The following is a 16,777-nucleotide window of genomic DNA, read 5'->3' on the forward strand; positions in this document are numbered from 1 at the left end:
CGAAGTCCCTGATTGCCCTGCCCACAACCCTCCTCCTCTGGGTCAGCAGCCAACTCCCCCTCGCCGCCGCCGGGGACCCGCTTCCCCTTTCCCCCCTCCCCAACTCACGACTCATCGCTGACAACTCTCCCCTTCCCCAGCAAACCGTTGACTGCGATCTCCTCATCGTGGGCGGTGGTTTAGCCGGGACAGCCACGGCCTATGAAGCCCTCCTGGCGGGGCGCACGGTCTGCATGACCGACATTACCGATTGGGTTGGTGGTCAAGTCTCCGCCCAAGGAACCTCGGCCCTGGATGAGGCCAAAAAACAACGCAGCCTCGAATTTTTCTCCAGGGGCTACAACGAATTACGGGCACGTATCCAACGGCACTACGGCAAGTTAAACCCTGGTGAGTGCTGGGTGAGCGTTTCCTGCTTCCTCCCCAGCGATGCCCACACGCTCCTGTGGCAACAGTTACAAGACGCAGCAAAAACCGGGCGCGGGACCCTGCACTGGTTCCCCAACACGGTGGTTAAGGACTTGGAAATCAGCCCCGATGGACGTTTGATCACGGCGGCGATCGCCATCCAACACCGTCCGGCGGCGGGCACCCCACCCCTAAACACCGAACCCCTGTCCGCGATCATTGAGGATGCCTACCGCTACGAACCCTCCGATCGCCTTGACAAAACCCTGATTCGCTTCACCCCTGCCCTCCAGGCCAAAACCGGCGATCGTGACTGGTACGTGATCGAGGCCACGGAAACTGGGGAACTTGTTGCCCTGGCCGGGGTGCCCTATCGCCTGGGCCTGGACCCCCGATCCGCCCGCAATCCCTCCTCCCCAGTGGTCACCAACGATCCCTACTGCACCCAGGGCTTTACCTACACCTTCGCGATGGAGCAAACGGCCACGCCCCAGCCCCAGCCCGAACCCGCCTTTTATCGCCAATACGAACCCTACTACAGCTACGATACCCAGCGGGCCAATAACTTTCACTTCGTGTTTACCTATCGCCGGATCTGGGCACCCGATGCCGCCAACCGCCCTACTAGCCCTGCTTCTGGAGGCAAGGCCATCCCCGCACCGGGGGATATCTCTATGCAAAACTGGACTTGGGGTAATGACTATCGACCGGGCACTGCTCAGGATAATTTGATCTATACCCAGGAGCAGCTACGGCAAACGGGACAACTGGCTCCCGGCGGCTGGCTAGGGGGACTGCGCACGGAAACCCTACGGCGGGGCGAGGAGCACGCCCTTGGTTTCTACCACTGGCTGGTGGCGGGCACCACTGACTCGATCCTGGGACCCAATGCCAAGCAGCCCCATCCCAACCACCGCCTGCTCACGGGTCTCGATTCCCCAATGGGCACGGTGCATGGGTTGTCCAAATATCCCTACATTCGTGAAGCCCGTCGCATCATCGGTCGTCCGGCCCCTGCCTATGTCGATGGCTTCAGCATGGATGAACTAGATATCTCGCGCCTGGACTACCGCGATCCCTACTACCGAGAGGCCCTGCCGCCTGGAATGTATCGGCAACTCTGGGCGATTTTGGCGGGGTTAGAGTCCATGCAGGTCAGCCAGGGGGTGATTTCGCCAGAGCAGGTGACCCGCCGCACGCGATCGACCATCTATCCCGACGCGGTGGGCATTGCCCAGTACACAATGGACTTCCATCCCTGCCTTACCCTCTCCCCCCCGGAGGCACCGGGTAACACGGAACGGGAAGGGGTCCGCCGTGCCCACGGTCAAGCCTATCCAGCCCAGATTCCCCTACGGGCCATGATTCCGCAGCAAATTGACAACCTCCTGGTTGCGGGTAAGAGTATTGCCAACAGCACGATCGCCGCCGCCGCCTATCGGGTGCATGCCTTCGAGTGGTCCGTGGGGGCCGCAGCGGGAACCACTGCCGCCTTTGCCCTGAAGGAAGGGATGCGTCCCTATGAACTGGTGGACAACCTACCCAACTGGGAACCCCAATTGGCCAAACTCCAGCAGCGCCTCCAGAAAAACGGCAATCCCACGGCGTTCCCCGACACCTCGATCTTTAACCTCGATTGGGAGGAGTGGCGGGTTTGGTAAGCACCCGTAAAATTCCAACTTCAAACCCCAAAACGCAAACTGCCAAGCTCCCCCGTCAGGCCAGCAACGGATTCGCTATCCTAAGGGCTGTAAGCTCCCACAGGTAATAATGTTTTTCTATGGTTCCCTCCTCTTTCCTCGTGAGTACCCTGCTCAGTGTTACGCTGCTGGGCTGTGCGACCACGGCGGCTTCTGATACCACCACCCCGCCATCTGTCGCACCGACCTCCCCCTCGCCGCCTATCCCAGCGGTATCCCCTGCGCCGGTACACTCAGCCCTACTTGGACAAATGCTACCCATCACAGCGGAAGCCACGATCGCGGGTGAAGTGATTCAACTAGAAGTGGCGAAAACGGCCTACGAACAAGCAATGGGCCTGATGTATCGGGCTGAGTTGGCCGACGATCGCGGGATGTTGTTCCCCTTTGACCCGCCCCGCATGGTTAATTTCTGGATGAAAAATGTACATATCCCCCTGGATATGGTGTTCCTCAAGGACGGCAAAGTGGTGGCGATCGCGGCGAATGTGCCCCCTTGTACGGTGATAGACTGTCCCCTCTATGGACCCAAGCAACCGGTGGATCAGGTGTTGGAGTTGCGCGGGGGGCGGGCTGAGATGCTGAACCTCCAGGTGGGCGATACGATCGAACTGCGGTTTTTGTGAGGCTGCCGGGGCGTTGGCGATCGGGGGAGCCGGCGATCGCGTGTCCGGTAGGTGGGCGGGTCTTCAGCCGCGACGGCGATCCCACACGATTATGGGTCATAGCCGAAGGCTTGTAGGGGACTGGCTAGGACTTCATGGCATAGGGTTTGCAGGGCGGGGGATAGATCCGTGCGCCAGCGTCCGATGGAAGTGGCAATAGTGGTACTGGTGCGATGGGATTGTAGGGACTCGGAATCGGCTTGGGCCTGGGTTTGCATTTGGGCGATCGCTTCTGGGGACGCGGGCAGATCGAGATAGGTAAGTAGGCGGGTCAAGGTTGACTCCGGGGACTGGATTAAATCCTCGTAGCGCACAATCTGGATCTGGTCTGGGCGTTGCTGCCAGCGGTGGTGCAGTTTGGTGGCAAAGGTGAGGACGCGATCGCGAATAAACTCGGCATCGCTCGCCACTTTCTGACGGCCAAAACTGGCATACCCCCGCTTAGCATTAAAGGCCAGCATGGAACACACCATATCGCGGAAGTCCCGCACCAGGATCACCTCCCGCGCCTGGGGATACAGTTGCCAGCACAGTTCACTATTGGGACTAATCACCCACTTTTCGGCAAAATAGCACCGTTGACCCGCGTCACCCGTTGCCTGCTGCTGGGCCTGGGCCAGCTGGCGATACAGCCCGTCAATACTTTGCTGGCAAAAAGCCGCCAGTTGCTCCACGTAGTCATTGGCTAACCAGGTGGCTGGGGCGGGTGGCAACAGGCCCGATCGCCCAAAGGGGTTGGCCCCAATCCAGGCCAGGGTTTGCTCAAAGCCTTCGTGGGGGGTTGAGGCCACCAGATCCGCTGGTTGGGCCAGGACCCGCAACATCTGGAGCCAGTATTGGGCAATGCGGGTTTCGTAGGGATGTGCCCGATGGGTGATGATCTGGGGATGCTGGCTGAGCAGGCGCATGAACCAGGTGGAGCCTGTTCGCCCCAGAGAGGTGAGGATGAGGGGCTGAAAGCAGGGCGTGTACGGGGTCTGTAGGGGGGGATGGCGCAGGCTCAGGGTAGCGAGGGGGATCTCGGTGCCATCCTGCCATTGGGCGCGAATCGTGAGATCCACGGGGGACGGCAGGCCCAAAACGCTGAGATCTAGCTGAAAACGACAGCGATCGGCTCCGGCGGTGTCCGTTGAGTCCTCCTGGGCGTATTGGGCCGCAATATCTGGACTGGGTAAATTCACGGCTGTTTGGCGTAGGACCTGGTTTTGGTAGACCACCGCGATCGCGGCTACCGGTTGCCCCCGACCGAGGACCCAACCCCTGAGTTGGCACTGGTAGCGTTGGCCGGGATGGACCTCCGGGTGGAGATGGTGGGCCAGCAAACGCTCGTCTGCTTGGGGATGGGGGGTCAGGCTGAGGCTGTCTATTGCTGCTGGAGCGGAGGTTGCTATCATGGTTCCACTTTCTCAATCCCAGGCATCTTAGCGTAGTCCCGATCGCTCCTCATCCCTATCCTTATTTCTGGGAGATCCCGTTGACTGTGAAACCCCTCAGTGTTGCCGATGCGGCGCTTGGTCAATTGATCCCACCAGATGCGGCGATCGTGGTTGAGATCAGCGATCGCGATGCCCCCCTCGGTTCCTACTATCGATCGCGCAATCCCCACGGCCAGTATTGGTGTCTTGCCCCCCATGATGCCCTGACATCAGTTGCCCATTTACCAGCAGGTCAAGTGGATTGCTTAGTCTATAACCAGAGCTTGGGGCAGGTGAGCGATCCGGTGCGGTTGCTGCAAACCCAGGCCCCCCTATTGCAGGACGAGGGGATTATCCTGGCCTGTCTGGCCAATAGTCAGCACTGGCGGGTTTTGGTGAACTTTCTCCAGGGGAATTGGCCCTTAACCCTAACCCAACCTGAAGCCGCCTATCCGGGGCAACTCTTTGCCCTTGCGGGGATTCAATCGCTCTATCAGCAGGCGGGTTTGTCGGTATGGGATATTCAGGCGATCGTCCAAGCGGCTCAGGACCTCGATCGCTTAATTCAAGAGCTATCGCCCGTGTTAACCGCCTTCAGAATTGATCCGCAAGACTTCCAACAGCGATCGCGCATCAGCCACTACCTGGTTCGCGCCACAAAAATGCCCCTGACGGCCCCGAAGCTGCTGATCCAAACCTACATTGCTGTACCAGGCAGTTGCGGCCCCGTTCGGGTTTATGACCCCGATCAATTCAGCGCCACCCTTCCCTATACCCGCATCCAGCAAGTGGAGAAGGTACGGGGAGATAAAATTTTATTGAATATTGCCCAGCCGGATGAGGCCAAGGTCTTTATTTGGCAGCGCACCCTGTCCCGGTATCCGGATGATCTCGCGAGTCAGAAAGCCTTGCTCGATCGGGGTTACTTAATTGTTTCGGAATGGGATGATGATCCACGTTTTTGGCAGCAGGAAGTAGAGCATAACTTTTTCCGCATTCGGAGTTCCCATTGTGTGCAGGTAGCAACCCCAGCCCTCGCCGACTTTTTATCGCAATTTAATCCCCATGTGAAGGTCTTTGCCAATCAGTTGACCACCCTACCGGAGCCACGAACGGACTTGCAAACGGATGCCCCCATCCTTTTTTTCGGCGGTGTGCGCTATCCCGAAGATTGGCAACCGATCGTTCCGGCTCTGAATCGGATTCTGGCCCAATTTCCGCAAGTCCAGATTAAGGTCATCCATGCCCAGGACTTTTTTGCAGCCCTCGAAACCCCGCGTAAAACCTTCTATCCCTTCTGCCCCCTGGCGCAATACTACGAGATTCTCCGTACCTGTCACATTGGCATTTTGCCCCTGGCAGACACGGAATTTAACCGCATGAAGTCGGATCTCAAATTCCTGGAACACGCGGGACATCACGTGGTCGCGCTGGCTAGCCCGATCGTCTATGCCGATTCCCTGATTGAAGGGCAAACCGGGCTACTGTACCAGTCGCCCATCGAGTTTGAAGACAAATTAACCCAACTGATTGCAAATCCGGACTGGCGACAGGCGATCGCGGCCAATGCCTACGCCTGGGTGCGGGATCATCGCCTCTTGAGCCAGCATTACCGTGCGCGACGAGCTTGGTATTTGGCAATGCTGGCTAAACGTGAACAATTGACTGCCGACCTGCAACGCCGGGTCCCGGAGTTAGGGTCACCATAAATTGACGCACCTAACCCAAAACCTTGCGCATCAAGGCGTAATCAGACGGGTAAGCAATGGGCGATACTGGATTTGAACCAGTGACCTCTCCCGTGTGAAGGGAGCGCGCTACCCCTGTGCCAATCGCCCGTAGGTTTCTACCTTAGCATGAGTCGGCGCAATATCGCACTCCTTCAGGGCCGCTCGGGGAGTTGCTGAATTAAACTCATAATTTCATCAAACTGGAAGTTACTACTCCAGTCTGCGAGACAGGTGCGTAGCATGGCCTGCGACTCTGGCACCTCGGTGAGTAATTCGGCAATGCGATCGTCAGACCCTCGAATGGCCGCGTGGGACAATTGCTGAATCCAATCAGGGGGCATCGTGCGCAGGGCCGCCGCCAGATCGACGGTTGGCCGTGGAGGCCCACAAGATACGGATGCCGCCCCCGGTGGCGAGGCGGGCGATCGCGGCTGGGCTAAGGACCGCCCTGGCATCTGGCTTGGTGCGATCGCCAAGTATTTCGCCAGCTTCATAAACAATTCATCTTTTGTAAAAGGATTTTGTAAACAGTTATCAAATCCCGCTGCCAAAATTGCTGCTTTTGTACCGCTAAAGATATTCATTGAAGTTGCGATTAAAATAGTTGATGATTTGCGACATACAGAAGATTCAGAAGGCATCTGATTCACATTAGTAGTGATGATTTCAGGATCGATATTCATACAATCTTCTTGATCACGAATCCTACGAATTAAGTTATAGCCTTCAATTGTCGATTCCTGAATATCGATAAAAACCAAATTTAGTTGCCAATTCTGCCAGAGAAAGAATCCTTCTTCACTATTATTTGTTGTGCGTACAATGCAACCTATTTTTGTCAAATTTTTTTCTAAAAAATGTCGATTTTCCCAGTTAAAATCAACAACTAAAATCCGATATTGAGTGGACTCTAACATCCAACCTTGGGCCGGATGGTCTGACAGTTCCACTGGCCAAGCGGGCAGATCAACCGCCTGGGCAGGAATGGAGAAGCTAAAGGTGCTTCCGTGTCCCACTGTGCTGGCAACGGAGATATTTCCCCCCATGAGGTTCACGAGGCGACGGCTAATCGCCAGTCCTAAACCCGTTCCTTCCTGAGTTGCCTCGCCCACTTGTGTTTGGGAGAAAGGCTGAAATAATTTATGGAGTTCGTCGGCAGCAATACCTGGGCCAGTATCTTGGATCTCAAACTGTAATGGCTGGATAGACGGCAAATCCGACGATGTCTGGGCTGCCGCTAAGGGGTAGATTCGACAGGTAATTGATCCTTTTTCAGTAAATTTAATAGCATTACCTAAAAGATTGAGAAGAACCTGGCGTAACTTATGTTCATCAGCTTTAATATAGTGAGGGACATCGAGATGGCAATCAAAGACTAATTCTAAATGTTTGGCATTGATCTTAACTTGAAGCATTTCTTCCAAATTTCTGAGAAGTTCATGCAGATCGAAAATATTTTCATTTAAACGTAATTCCCCGACTTCTAATCTAGATAGTTCAAGTACTTCATTGATTAAGTTCAAAAGATCTTGACCACTACGATTAATAATATTCAAGTAGCGAATATTTTCAGGGGTCATGGTTGTATCACGGCGCATTAGTTGAACAAAGCCGAGAATAATGTTGAGAGGGGTGCGTAGCTCATGGCTCATGTTGGCAAGAAACTCACCCTTGATGCGGCTGGCAGTTTCCGCTGCTTCTTTGGCTTCTTGGAGGTTGGCCTCAATCTGCTTGTGGTGGCTGATATCTTCTAGTAATAACAACAGGCCATCGGGCTGGTTGTGCAGGTGTTGGTTGGTGGTTGGATGATACACCAGGGGTTCTAAGATCATTTGAAACCAATTACTGGCTTGCTTAAGTTCATGGGTAATTACAGAGCCATTCATGGTTAGGCGTTGCACATAGGCTTGCCACTGTTGTTGGCTGAGCCAATGGGGCACCAGAACTTCACTTAAGTTATGACCGGTTTCAACCTGTAACCAACGACTTGCTTGGGGATTGCAAAACCAGATGTGACCATCTAGGTCAGCCGCGAGTAACCCGATCGAGAGGTTACGGGCAATGGCGGCCTGGGTTCACCCCGTACTTGAAAACGGGTACGATAGGCAATCTGCTCCAGCGGCTGCAAAGCACCAATTTGAAGTAAGCCAGCGATAAACAGTGCGGCTAAACCGCCGGGTAATAATCGCCATCCATACTCAGAAAACCACCACTTCATGGACTTGCGTCTTACCTAGGGGTGTAATGACTTTAACGCGAATCCGTAGGCGTGAGGCAACCGGTAAATCTATAGCAAAGCGACCATTACGATCGATGTTAATAGGCAAGGCTTCCACAGAGACCGTGTTAACCGGATCAACCTGAGCAACTAACCGCTGACGACGCACATTATTCACAATCCGGCGTTCAATTTGATAACGTAGGCCAGTATCGTTGCGGAGGGGCGTCGGGGGAGACGGGATCTCGCCCGGTAGGATCAGGTTCTGGAAACCAGCCGCCACATTCACACTCTGTCCTTGGGCCATCGTCTCCACCCGCCCTGTCAGGGTTGCCACACCAGTTTTACCGTTCGGCTGAACAGTCACCCCAAATTCCGTTCCCCGTACCCCGCTAATCCCGGCAGGGGTGCGAATTTCCAACTCCGACCCCCGGTGGGTAAAGCGCCGCAACTGTAGACGCACTTGCCCCTTGGGCACCAACAACCGCGTAATTCGGCCATTGTCGGGGGCTATGGCAAGGGACTGAACCCGTACTTCTGTTCTCTCCGCCACATTGACAAAGCCAATGCCGGTATCAACCTCCAGCGTTGCTGCGGCCCCCCCATCTGTCGTGATACCATCCCCAACCTGTTGTAAGCGATCGCCTTGATGGGCCGGACGGCTGCGACTCCCCTGGTGGAACATAACCCGCCCCGATAGCTGTCTTAACACCAGCCAGCGATCGATGCGGACAGGGACCGATTGGGGGTTGGCCCCCTGGACTTGAGAGAATACCAGGAAGAGAAGGGGGGCAAGGGTCAATAGACAGGTTCGATAGCGCACAAGTAATTTCCTGATAGCCAACATCGGTTTTAGGGCACATGCTGATAAAGCCTATCGTCGCTAGTCATCACTATGGTTAAGGGGAGCGAGCCGTGGCTGAGGGTACCGCTCCCGCCCCGGTCTGTCCAGGTCTGAGGGGCGAAGGCTATTGCTGACACCACGGACGAATACCCCTTGCCACCTCTGGCCACCCCTGTGTCCAGGCTACCGACTCCACCCACCGTTTGTGCATGACTGAACCTGATTCTCCCAGAGTTTTGGCCCAAAACCCGTGATCGCGATCGGGCGCCGCTGACTCAGTAAACACCAACCCTACCCCGCCCAAACCTCGTGCAGCATCATAGGACTGCGACCAGCTCAGTCCGTTCGAGCAGCGTCTTCCTCGGCACAACAGACTCGTCCTCGTTACCCTGAGAGCACTATCGCAGGGCGAGCGCGGTCGCCAGCGTGCAGCCCCTATCAGCAACCCAACAACAATTATGGCTGACAGGGCACGTGTTGATCGCGCCGATCGTGCCTTCCGATCATTCTTACCCTCGGCCTAGAATCTCGCTGCTTAGGACCTCGCTTCTGGCTGCGAGACAGCGATCGCTAATTCTCGATATCGACGCGGATCACCCTCGCCGAAAACCGATCGCTCTTGTTCCTTACGGGCATACAGCGTTTCCAGAATCTGTTGCCAATCCGTTGCTGAGAGAGGAGAGGGTTTTGCATCCTGCACGGCAGGCACTAGCGCCATCCCGGCCTGAAGTTGCTCCTGAGCCAAACAGGCCCGCGCCCGCACCGCCCAACTAGCATCTTCATCCGTCATGCGAGTGAGCTGGGTGTAAATTTGCGATCGCCAATGGGGATAGCTGGGCCCAATCCCAGTGGCCAGGGTTTCAAGACCAACGATTGCCGCATAGCGCACGACCCACTCTTCATCTTGCTGGGCCACAAACAACAGCGCTTCCAGGACTTCCTCCTGGGCAATTTCTAATAGATCAGCAGGAAACCAGTGCCATTTCATGGCTCCCAACCCCCGCGCCGCCGCCCGCCGCACACTCATAGAGAAGTCTGCCGTTGCTGCCCCCAGTAGCGTCACTAACCCGCGCGGATCACCAATCCCTGCCAAGGCACGGATTGCCCACGATCGGGCAGTGTAATTATGCTGATCCAATTGCTCTAACAGCGATGGGATGGCGGGTTCGCCAATTTGGATTAAGCCTTCCACCGCCGCAACGGCAGCACCGGGGTTGTTGTAGCTGAGGACCGCTATCAGGGTGGGAATACTGCCTTCCTGGCCAGTGGCCGCCAGCGCTCGGACAGCCTGAATCAGTTGGGGCGCAGAATGGGCCTGTTCAACGGCACGAATCAGGGGGAACAAGGAGTCTGACATAGGCTCAGCATCAGGGATAGGTGGGGAGGCAATCAGGGACTAGTACAGTGAGCATCAAGGTCTGGAACGTTGGTAGTAGCGGCCTTAGTCGTTGTCGGCTAGAGCCATCACTACAAGCGTTATATGCATAATAATTATGCGCTGCACTCGCTACCTATAGGCTATCCGTCTAGGGGGTGATCAGCCGTCATCCAGGCGATAGGTTGGGCAATCGCATCCCACCCGGATTTAAGCCAACAATCACGGATACTTAACACTTACAAGAGTTGATCCATAAGGATCATGACCTGTCTCGCATCTTCCGAAAGGGTGGGCAAAGGGGTCTGCTGGACTTGTTTTTCCAGTAGCCCTTTCAGGGAAATTAGCTTCAGGCTATTTTCCGCCAGGGTTTGGGCAATCGCCGTAGCTGCGGGGACATAACCGATCGCGCCCAAATCTGCTAAAGCAGCCCGCCGCAGGGGCAATTTATTTCCTGATAACGCCTGGACCAATCGCTCCGCATAGGCAGCCTCCTGGGTCAGGGCGTACATGGCTCGCGCCGCCGCGTACTGCAACAGTTCAAAGGGATGATCAAGAAAGGGTTCAATCAGCGGGGCCGCTTCGGTGGCGTTAAGATCACCCAAGGCTTCTAAAATCGCGGCATAGGGATGGCGCAGTCGAATGCCATCGTCTAGAGGTTGGGCCGCCGCCAACCCACCCGTTAACAACGCCATCAGAGGGGGAATAGCTCGCCGATCGCCCAAACTTCCTAAGGATTGGGCCGCCGCCTCCCGCACGTAAAAATCATCGCAGGCAAGGCAGTCAATCAAGGCCGGGACCGCCTGGATATCGCCCAACTTACCGAGGGCACGCGCCGCATTGCGACGGAGCGGATAGCCACCTTCCGCTGTACGATCCGAGTCATCCGCCAGACTGTCCATGAGGGCCGCGATGGCAGCGGGTGTGGCCACCCGAAACCGCCCTAACCACCAAGCCGCATAATAACGCAGCCCCAAGTCGGGGCCGCGCAGGTTAGCGATCGCTTGTTCAACCGTTAAAGACGACTCATCACCCGCAGCATCCGCCAGTGACAAGTCACGTGAGTCTTCAAAGTTAGCCGCTTGCATGGGCATTAGATACGTTTAGGCTTTCGTCAAAGCACTTTCTAGCACTAGGCGTCAGTACTGGCAGCAATCGGCGAGATCGACACGATTTGGCCGCCCATGCGCGTAATACGCTGCATCTCTTCATTCATCCGACTGTAAGGAACCGTAATGAAAACACTAGCGCTTGAACGAATGGGGGAATTCATCCGATCCGTCTCTTCGTTTTGACGGAGACCAGTGACTTCATAGCGAAAATACCGAGTACCCAACATGATCGCTGTGCTCCAAAAATATCCAACAATAATGACGTAAAACAAAAGTGGGATCTCAAATTAGGCAAACTTCCCCCCATATCTCTTTAAGAAAATCCTTAAAACTGGGGGGACGTTACCTACCCTGAAATGGATTACCAAAACACGCTAGGTATCCCAATTATTCAGGCTGCAAGTCAATAACCCGGTAGTCAGCGCAACCTAAACTTAAAGGGGCGTAATGCTGGCAATCCTACCGCCTTGGCGTTGAACCCGCTGCATGTTGTTCGACAGTTCCTCAAAGGGAATAATCACAACCCGGTTGGAACGACGCACACTGGGATAACCAGGCTTCGAGAGGGCGGCAATTTCCACCCGGAAAAGACGACCGGAGCCAAAGGCTTCCGAACCGCCAAAGGCACTGTTAACCGGCACTCCCCGCATGGACGGACGGGTATAGGGCGTCCCTGGTGCAACGACCGCAGAAGCTTCACCCCGTGCCAATTCCGTGACGAGGTTAGGATAGTTGCCTTGGAATTGCCCACGACTGCTGGTGGCATAGCCCCGGTACAGGCTGAACAGGCGGGTAAAGCCCACCGTGCGCTGGCCCGCACCCGTAGTCACCAAATCCCGGTAATAGGGAACGATATGCTCCCCAAAAGCCGCTTGATATTCCGGCGAGTCGATGTAGGAGTCGATATCAGCATCGTAACCACTGGTTTCATACAGATCCAGGTGGTAGCTGATCTCGGTTTGATCGTAGGGGGCACGCCCTAGCAAATGCTTGTAGTTGAGTTCCGTGACCCGGCTGTGGAAGTTGTTGTAGAAAAACTTCGACTTGTACAATTCTGATTTGGCCACGGCTCGGACAAACTCTTTAACAGTGATCTTGCCGTCCCGCAACAGGGATTCAGGAATGACCAGACGTTCGGAGGCCATCAAATAGTCATTCCCCAATAGTTGACGATAAGCAGCACGAATAACGGCATTAACATCGTCTTCAGTCGCATTGGGACGCAGTTCGATCGGGGCAGCATCACTAAACGCTGAAGTCCCTAAGCGGGATGCTTGTGCGGTAATAGGCACTGAAATACTCTCCTTTAGTCAGTGTTTTCAGGTAGTCAGTGTTTTCAGGGAATGAGGGGCTGGTCATGAAGGGGGAAAGATCAGCGATCGCACATCCAACCTGAGAGGTTATTAATAATTAAAGATTACTGAATGTGTGTTTTTCAGTCCAGGAGGAACAAAAAACGCACTTAATTACTAACCTCACTGCTGGCAAGGCTAAATGCCAGCGCGATCGCCGATCTTTGTCGCACTACTTTACACAGGCTGAACACTCAAAACCTTGCTGCCAGCCCGGTTGAGTTGTTGTAGCTTATTCGACAACTGATCGTAGGACACCAACATTTCCATTGTGCTCCGACGAATGGTCGGGGCCGTGGTCGAAGGTCCCTGCATGACGCGCACACGGTACACATCACCTCGACTACCCCCCAAGCCACCACTCAAAGCACCCGCCGTCGGCGGTGAGATGGGCGAGGTGGTATTGCGAGCCAGTTCCCAGGTCAGGCGGGGTGCCGTCTGGGCTTGGGCGCGATCGCTATTGGCATAGCCCCGGTAGAGTTGGAACAACCGCGTAAAACCAACGGTTTGTTGGCCAATCCCGGTCGTCACCAAATCCCGGTAATAGGGCACCACATTGTCCCCAAAGCTCTGTTGATATTCGGGTGAATCAATATAGGAATTGATCTCAGCCTCATAGCCTTCAGAGGTATAGAGGTCAACGTGATAGGCAATTTCAGCCTCACTATAGGGAGCACGCCCCAACAGATGCTTATAGTTCAGCTCAATGAAGCGTACTTGAAAATTGGGATAGAAAAATTTATTGCGATACAGTTCAGACTGTGCCAACGCACGGACAAAATCCCGAACCGTAATTTGCCCTTGCCGCAACAGAGATTCCGCGCTAGTCAGGCGCTCACTCTGCATAATGTGCTCATTGCCTAAAATCTGACGATAGGCAGCCCGGATGACAGCGTTGACATTATCTTCACTGCGATTCGGACGTAATTCAGTTGGATCGGTTTCCTGGAACGCACTGATACCCAGGCGTCCAGACTCTTTTACACCAGCCATACTGTTTCCCCTACTTGATTTGTTATTGGACTACTGAATTAGCCAATCTAGCCAATGTTGTTATATCGGCGTTAAGCAAAATTGCCCGGTAAGGTCATCAACTCTCATCGCAAAACGACATGAAGCTGATTAACCCTGCCGGGCAATGTGAACGCGATCTAGCTCAGGGCGTTGATAGCGTAGTCGATGTAGGAGTTGGCTTCCGTACCCGGATCGCCAGTAATACCGTGGTTAGCCTTGATGTACTTCAGGGCTTCAACGTACCAGCTAGGAGACAGATCAAAGGTGCTGTTGATTTCAGCCAAGCCAGCAATCAGGTACTCATCCATTGGACCCGTACCGCCAGCGATCAGGCAGTATTGGATCATCCGGAGGTAGTAGCCGATGTCACGAACGCACTTGTCCTTGCCGCGTTGATCAGAGGCGAAGTTGGAACCCTGCATTTGGGTCGTGTAGGGGAACTTCTGGTAAACGGCGTTGGCCGCAGCATTTGCCAAATCATTGGCCTTGGCAGCCAGAGCCTTTGCAGCTTCCAGGCTAGGACCAGCTTGACGCAGACGACCAAACGCAACTTGGAGTTCGGTGCTGCTCAGGAAACGACCTTGGGAATCTGCAGCTGCAACTGCTTCAGTCAATGGGGTTTTCATTGGTTTGATATCTCCCTAATGGATGGTTTAGCAAATCGGTTTTTGTTGAGACAAATCGTGGCCGTCCTACCATAGCGATGTAGTGATGAACCACTCAGGAGCCTGATGAGTTGGCTTAGGCAACAGCGGCAGCAGCGCGATCGAAGTAGCCAGCCAGTTCCGACATCAAGGAGCTGCAATCACCACGGGTGATGCCATTGGGATCGTTAGCGATCGCAATCGCGGCTTCCTTCATCTTTTGAACGCCGGTTGCCACGGAACCACCAGGAACACCCAGGGCGAGGTAGGTTTCGCGCAGACCATTCAAGCAACGATCATCCAGAACGCTAGCGTCACCCGTGTAGACAGCGTAGGTAACATAGCGCAGGATGATTTCCATGTCGCGCAGACAAGCTGCCATGCGACGGTTGGTGTAAGCATTGCCACCAGGCGCAATCAGTTGGGGCTGTTCAGCAAACAGGGCGCGAGCGGCGTCAGCAACGATCGCAGAAGCGTTACCGGTGATGCGGTTAACAACATCAATCCGCTTCAGGCCATCCTTAACAATGGCGGACAGTGCATCAAGCTGTGCCCCGCTAACATATTCGCCACGAGTGTCAGCTTGGGAAACAACCCTGGTATATGCGTCTAGCATTGGTTTTAATCTCCTAAATCGTTCCTAAATCGTGTTGATGGTGTGGAAGATTGGCTCTATTCCTGAACCGATTACGCAGTCAGTTATAGACAATTTAGACCCACAAGACCGGAAGCCGGAAACGCTAACAGAACTCAGCAAGGTTATCGTTTTTGAGCGCCCTAGGCATGATTCCCTAGGGATTTCAGTAGCTTAGCCAACAGTCCTCGCCTACTCAAAATGCTTTCATAAAGATACCGAGAGCGATTCGATAAGGGAGAATCCGTCAACTGAGTACTGAACCCAAAGGCAACCTGCCTGAATCTCTGTTTTCATGTACTTCCGTGACCTTCATTATACTAAGACGAATAGTTCCCCATTGGCTTTTTTCGTTATCACAAGTTTTTATTTCTTTACATTTCGCAATATTTGCGACACGCGTTCGACACTGATCCGATTAGGCCCTTAAGCCGTAATCCTTGCGTAGAGGGGATTTTAGCAATTGGTGTCCCATTCCCTTCGGCTCCGTATTTGTCTCATGATTGAGGCACCCTGGGGGCGGAATCAGCCATTTGGGTGGCCCTATTGAGGTGATAGGCTGGGATGCAAGCAATGGGCGTGGCGATCGTTACAACCTTTTCCCCGCCATCACTTCTTCGATTGTGGGGGGTGTTTGCACCTTGGGTCACCCTGATCCGGATGGCACTTCACGGCTCAATAACGGATCACAGATGGGGAAACTTGTCTACAATCCGTAATATTTCGTTATGTTCTCCTAATAATTGTCATCCTCTGCCCGCTAAATCCCGGTTATCCATCATCAAGCCTGTGCGGTCGTCATGCCAATACCTATAGGTTAGGTATAGAAAGTTAGGTATAGAGATAGGCTCGGTAGACTCCCCATAAAGCAATAGCCTGGGATAGCCATCTGAGCGCGATCGGTGGCTGGAGATGGCGATCGGGGTGGCGGATCGGGAGTTTATCGATCCACATCGGTGGCTCAGAAAATTACTGGTTCCGATTGCGTCCTGATTTAGTAGTGGCGGATCGGGAGTTTATCGATCCACATCGGTGAGGGTGGCGGATGTTGCGTCGGCTGCGGGGGCGATCGCGCCTTGTGTTAGGGGTACTTGCGGGGGTGAGTGGCCTGGTCTGCGGGGGGTGTCCGATCGTGCCCTCAACGGTGCCACCCGTAGCCCACTCCGAGGGTCCCCCAGGGTCGCCGCCCGTGACCTTTCCCCCGGAGCTAACCCCGGCACGGCAGCAGCAACTTCAGTCCTTCCTCGATCGTTATCGGGCCGAACACACCCTACCAGGAGTGCTGCTGTGGGTGAGGACACCTCAGGGAACTTGGGCCGGTACATCGGGGGTACGGGATCTCGCCACCCAAGCCCCATTACAGGTTAGCGATCGCTTTCGGATTGGCAGTATAACCAAACTGTTTTTGGCAGTCCTAGTCCTGCAATGGGTTCAGGAAGGCAAGCTAGCCCTAGACGATCGCATTGAGCAAGGGTTACCCGCCCCCCTGATCCGGTCCCTACCCCAGGGCGATCGCCTTACGATCCGGCAACTGCTCAGCCACACCAGTGGGCTGGCGGATGTGCGCGATAGTCCCGCCTTTGAGGCCCAACTCCAGGCCCAACCGGCCCATTTTTGGACCCTAACTGCAGTTCTCCGATATGCCGTGGCCCAACCCCCCCAGACC

Annotated in this window: 16 protein-coding genes and 1 tRNA gene; 4 read left to right on the forward strand and 13 right to left on the reverse strand. The window is 54.8% G+C overall.

The genetic code is table 11. The features are described 5' to 3' along the window. Positions 1-2,069 (forward strand): FAD-dependent oxidoreductase (locus ACWIUF_RS19630; protein WP_448574223.1); only part of this gene is annotated, 2,069 nt, incomplete at its 5' end. A gap of 119 nt (positions 2,070-2,188) precedes the next feature. Then, positions 2,189-2,734, forward strand: a complete 546-nt coding sequence (locus tag ACWIUF_RS19635; RefSeq protein WP_448574224.1) for a DUF192 domain-containing protein — start codon at positions 2,189-2,191, stop codon at positions 2,732-2,734. A gap of 89 nt (positions 2,735-2,823) precedes the next feature. Here the strand turns inward: ACWIUF_RS19635 and ACWIUF_RS19640 are convergent, their stop codons facing one another. Further along, on the reverse strand, positions 2,824-4,167 hold the full coding sequence (locus tag ACWIUF_RS19640) for a sulfotransferase family protein (protein WP_448574225.1): 1,344 nt from the start codon (positions 4,165-4,167) through the stop codon (positions 2,824-2,826). A gap of 86 nt (positions 4,168-4,253) precedes the next feature. On the opposite strand from ACWIUF_RS19640, the gene ACWIUF_RS19645 reads away from it, so the two are divergent. After that, the gene (locus ACWIUF_RS19645) at positions 4,254-5,897 is read left to right on the forward strand and encodes a glycosyltransferase family protein (protein ID WP_448574237.1); all 1,644 of its coding nucleotides are present in this window, start codon (positions 4,254-4,256) and stop codon (positions 5,895-5,897) included. Between the two features lie 57 nt (positions 5,898-5,954). On the opposite strand, the gene ACWIUF_RS19650 is transcribed toward ACWIUF_RS19645, so the two are convergent. The 12 genes from ACWIUF_RS19650 to ACWIUF_RS19705 form a co-directional block, all read right to left on the reverse strand. After that, a tRNA-Val gene (locus ACWIUF_RS19650) sits at positions 5,955-6,026 on the reverse strand. Between the two features lie 44 nt (positions 6,027-6,070). Beyond that, entirely contained in the window at positions 6,071-7,858 is a 1,788-nt protein-coding gene (locus ACWIUF_RS19655; protein ID WP_448574226.1) for an ATP-binding protein, read from the reverse strand. An 80-nt stretch (positions 7,859-7,938) separates the two neighbouring features. After that, positions 7,939-8,136 (reverse strand): hypothetical protein, encoded by a 198-nt coding sequence (locus tag ACWIUF_RS19660; protein WP_448574227.1) that lies wholly within the window; start codon positions 8,134-8,136, stop codon positions 7,939-7,941. After that, a complete protein-coding gene (locus ACWIUF_RS19665) occupies positions 8,117-8,959 on the reverse strand; it encodes a FecR family protein (RefSeq protein WP_448574228.1) in 843 nt (280 codons plus the stop codon). Before ACWIUF_RS19665 ends, ACWIUF_RS19660 begins: the two co-directional genes overlap by 20 nt. Before the next feature lie 556 nt (positions 8,960-9,515). Next, entirely contained in the window at positions 9,516-10,337 is an 822-nt protein-coding gene (locus ACWIUF_RS19670; RefSeq protein WP_448574229.1) for a HEAT repeat domain-containing protein, read from the reverse strand. A gap of 257 nt (positions 10,338-10,594) precedes the next feature. Next, positions 10,595-11,443, reverse strand: a complete 849-nt coding sequence (locus ACWIUF_RS19675; RefSeq protein ID WP_448574230.1) for a HEAT repeat domain-containing protein — start codon at positions 11,441-11,443, stop codon at positions 10,595-10,597. 44 nt (positions 11,444-11,487) lie between these two features. After that, complete coding sequence (locus tag ACWIUF_RS19680; protein WP_448574238.1) at positions 11,488-11,694, reverse strand: phycobilisome linker polypeptide; 207 nt, start codon at positions 11,692-11,694, stop codon at positions 11,488-11,490. 207 nt (positions 11,695-11,901) lie between these two features. Continuing rightward, a complete protein-coding gene (locus tag ACWIUF_RS19685) occupies positions 11,902-12,759 on the reverse strand; it encodes a phycobilisome rod-core linker polypeptide (protein WP_448574231.1) in 858 nt (285 codons plus the stop codon). A 237-nt stretch (positions 12,760-12,996) separates the two neighbouring features. Next, positions 12,997-13,812: a phycobilisome rod-core linker polypeptide gene (locus ACWIUF_RS19690; protein ID WP_448574232.1), complete on the reverse strand. Its 816-nt coding sequence runs from the start codon at positions 13,810-13,812 to the stop codon at positions 12,997-12,999. Positions 13,813-13,970: 158 nt separating this feature from the next. Then, entirely contained in the window at positions 13,971-14,459 is a 489-nt protein-coding gene (gene cpcA / locus ACWIUF_RS19695) for a phycocyanin subunit alpha (RefSeq protein WP_448574233.1), read from the reverse strand. Between the two features lie 115 nt (positions 14,460-14,574). Continuing rightward, the gene (locus ACWIUF_RS19700) at positions 14,575-15,093 is read right to left on the reverse strand and encodes a phycocyanin subunit beta (protein ID WP_448574234.1); all 519 of its coding nucleotides are present in this window, start codon (positions 15,091-15,093) and stop codon (positions 14,575-14,577) included. A gap of 849 nt (positions 15,094-15,942) precedes the next feature. Continuing rightward, complete coding sequence (locus ACWIUF_RS19705) at positions 15,943-16,065, reverse strand: hypothetical protein (RefSeq protein ID WP_448574235.1); 123 nt, start codon at positions 16,063-16,065, stop codon at positions 15,943-15,945. A 91-nt stretch (positions 16,066-16,156) separates the two neighbouring features. Between ACWIUF_RS19705 and ACWIUF_RS19710 the strand changes: the two genes are divergently transcribed. Beyond that, a partial coding sequence (locus ACWIUF_RS19710; RefSeq protein ID WP_448574236.1) for a serine hydrolase occupies positions 16,157-16,777 on the forward strand: 621 nt, incomplete at its 3' end.

The organism is Trichothermofontia sp., assembly GCF_053493415.1.

Bases quoted from the DNA above. Each gene is read 5' to 3' on its own strand.
- ACWIUF_RS19690 (WP_448574232.1), bottom strand. From the start codon at position 13,812: ATGGCTGGTGTAAAAGAGTCTGGACGCCTGGGTATCAGTGCGTTCCAG.
- ACWIUF_RS19635 (WP_448574224.1), top strand. From the start codon at position 2,189: ATGGTTCCCTCCTCTTTCCTCGTGAGTACCCTGCTCAGTGTTACGCTG.
- ACWIUF_RS19680 (WP_448574238.1), bottom strand. From the start codon at position 11,694: ATGTTGGGTACTCGGTATTTTCGCTATGAAGTCACTGGTCTCCGTCAA.
- ACWIUF_RS19700 (WP_448574234.1), bottom strand. From the start codon at position 15,093: ATGCTAGACGCATATACCAGGGTTGTTTCCCAAGCTGACACTCGTGGC.
- ACWIUF_RS19675 (WP_448574230.1), bottom strand. From the start codon at position 11,443: ATGCAAGCGGCTAACTTTGAAGACTCACGTGACTTGTCACTGGCGGAT.
- cpcA (WP_448574233.1), bottom strand. From the start codon at position 14,459: ATGAAAACCCCATTGACTGAAGCAGTTGCAGCTGCAGATTCCCAAGGT.
- ACWIUF_RS19705 (WP_448574235.1), bottom strand. From the start codon at position 16,065: ATGTGGATCGATAAACTCCCGATCCGCCACCCCGATCGCCATCTCCAG.
- ACWIUF_RS19660 (WP_448574227.1), bottom strand. From the start codon at position 8,136: ATGAAGTGGTGGTTTTCTGAGTATGGATGGCGATTATTACCCGGCGGT.
- ACWIUF_RS19670 (WP_448574229.1), bottom strand. From the start codon at position 10,337: ATGTCAGACTCCTTGTTCCCCCTGATTCGTGCCGTTGAACAGGCCCAT.
- ACWIUF_RS19640 (WP_448574225.1), bottom strand. From the start codon at position 4,167: ATGATAGCAACCTCCGCTCCAGCAGCAATAGACAGCCTCAGCCTGACC.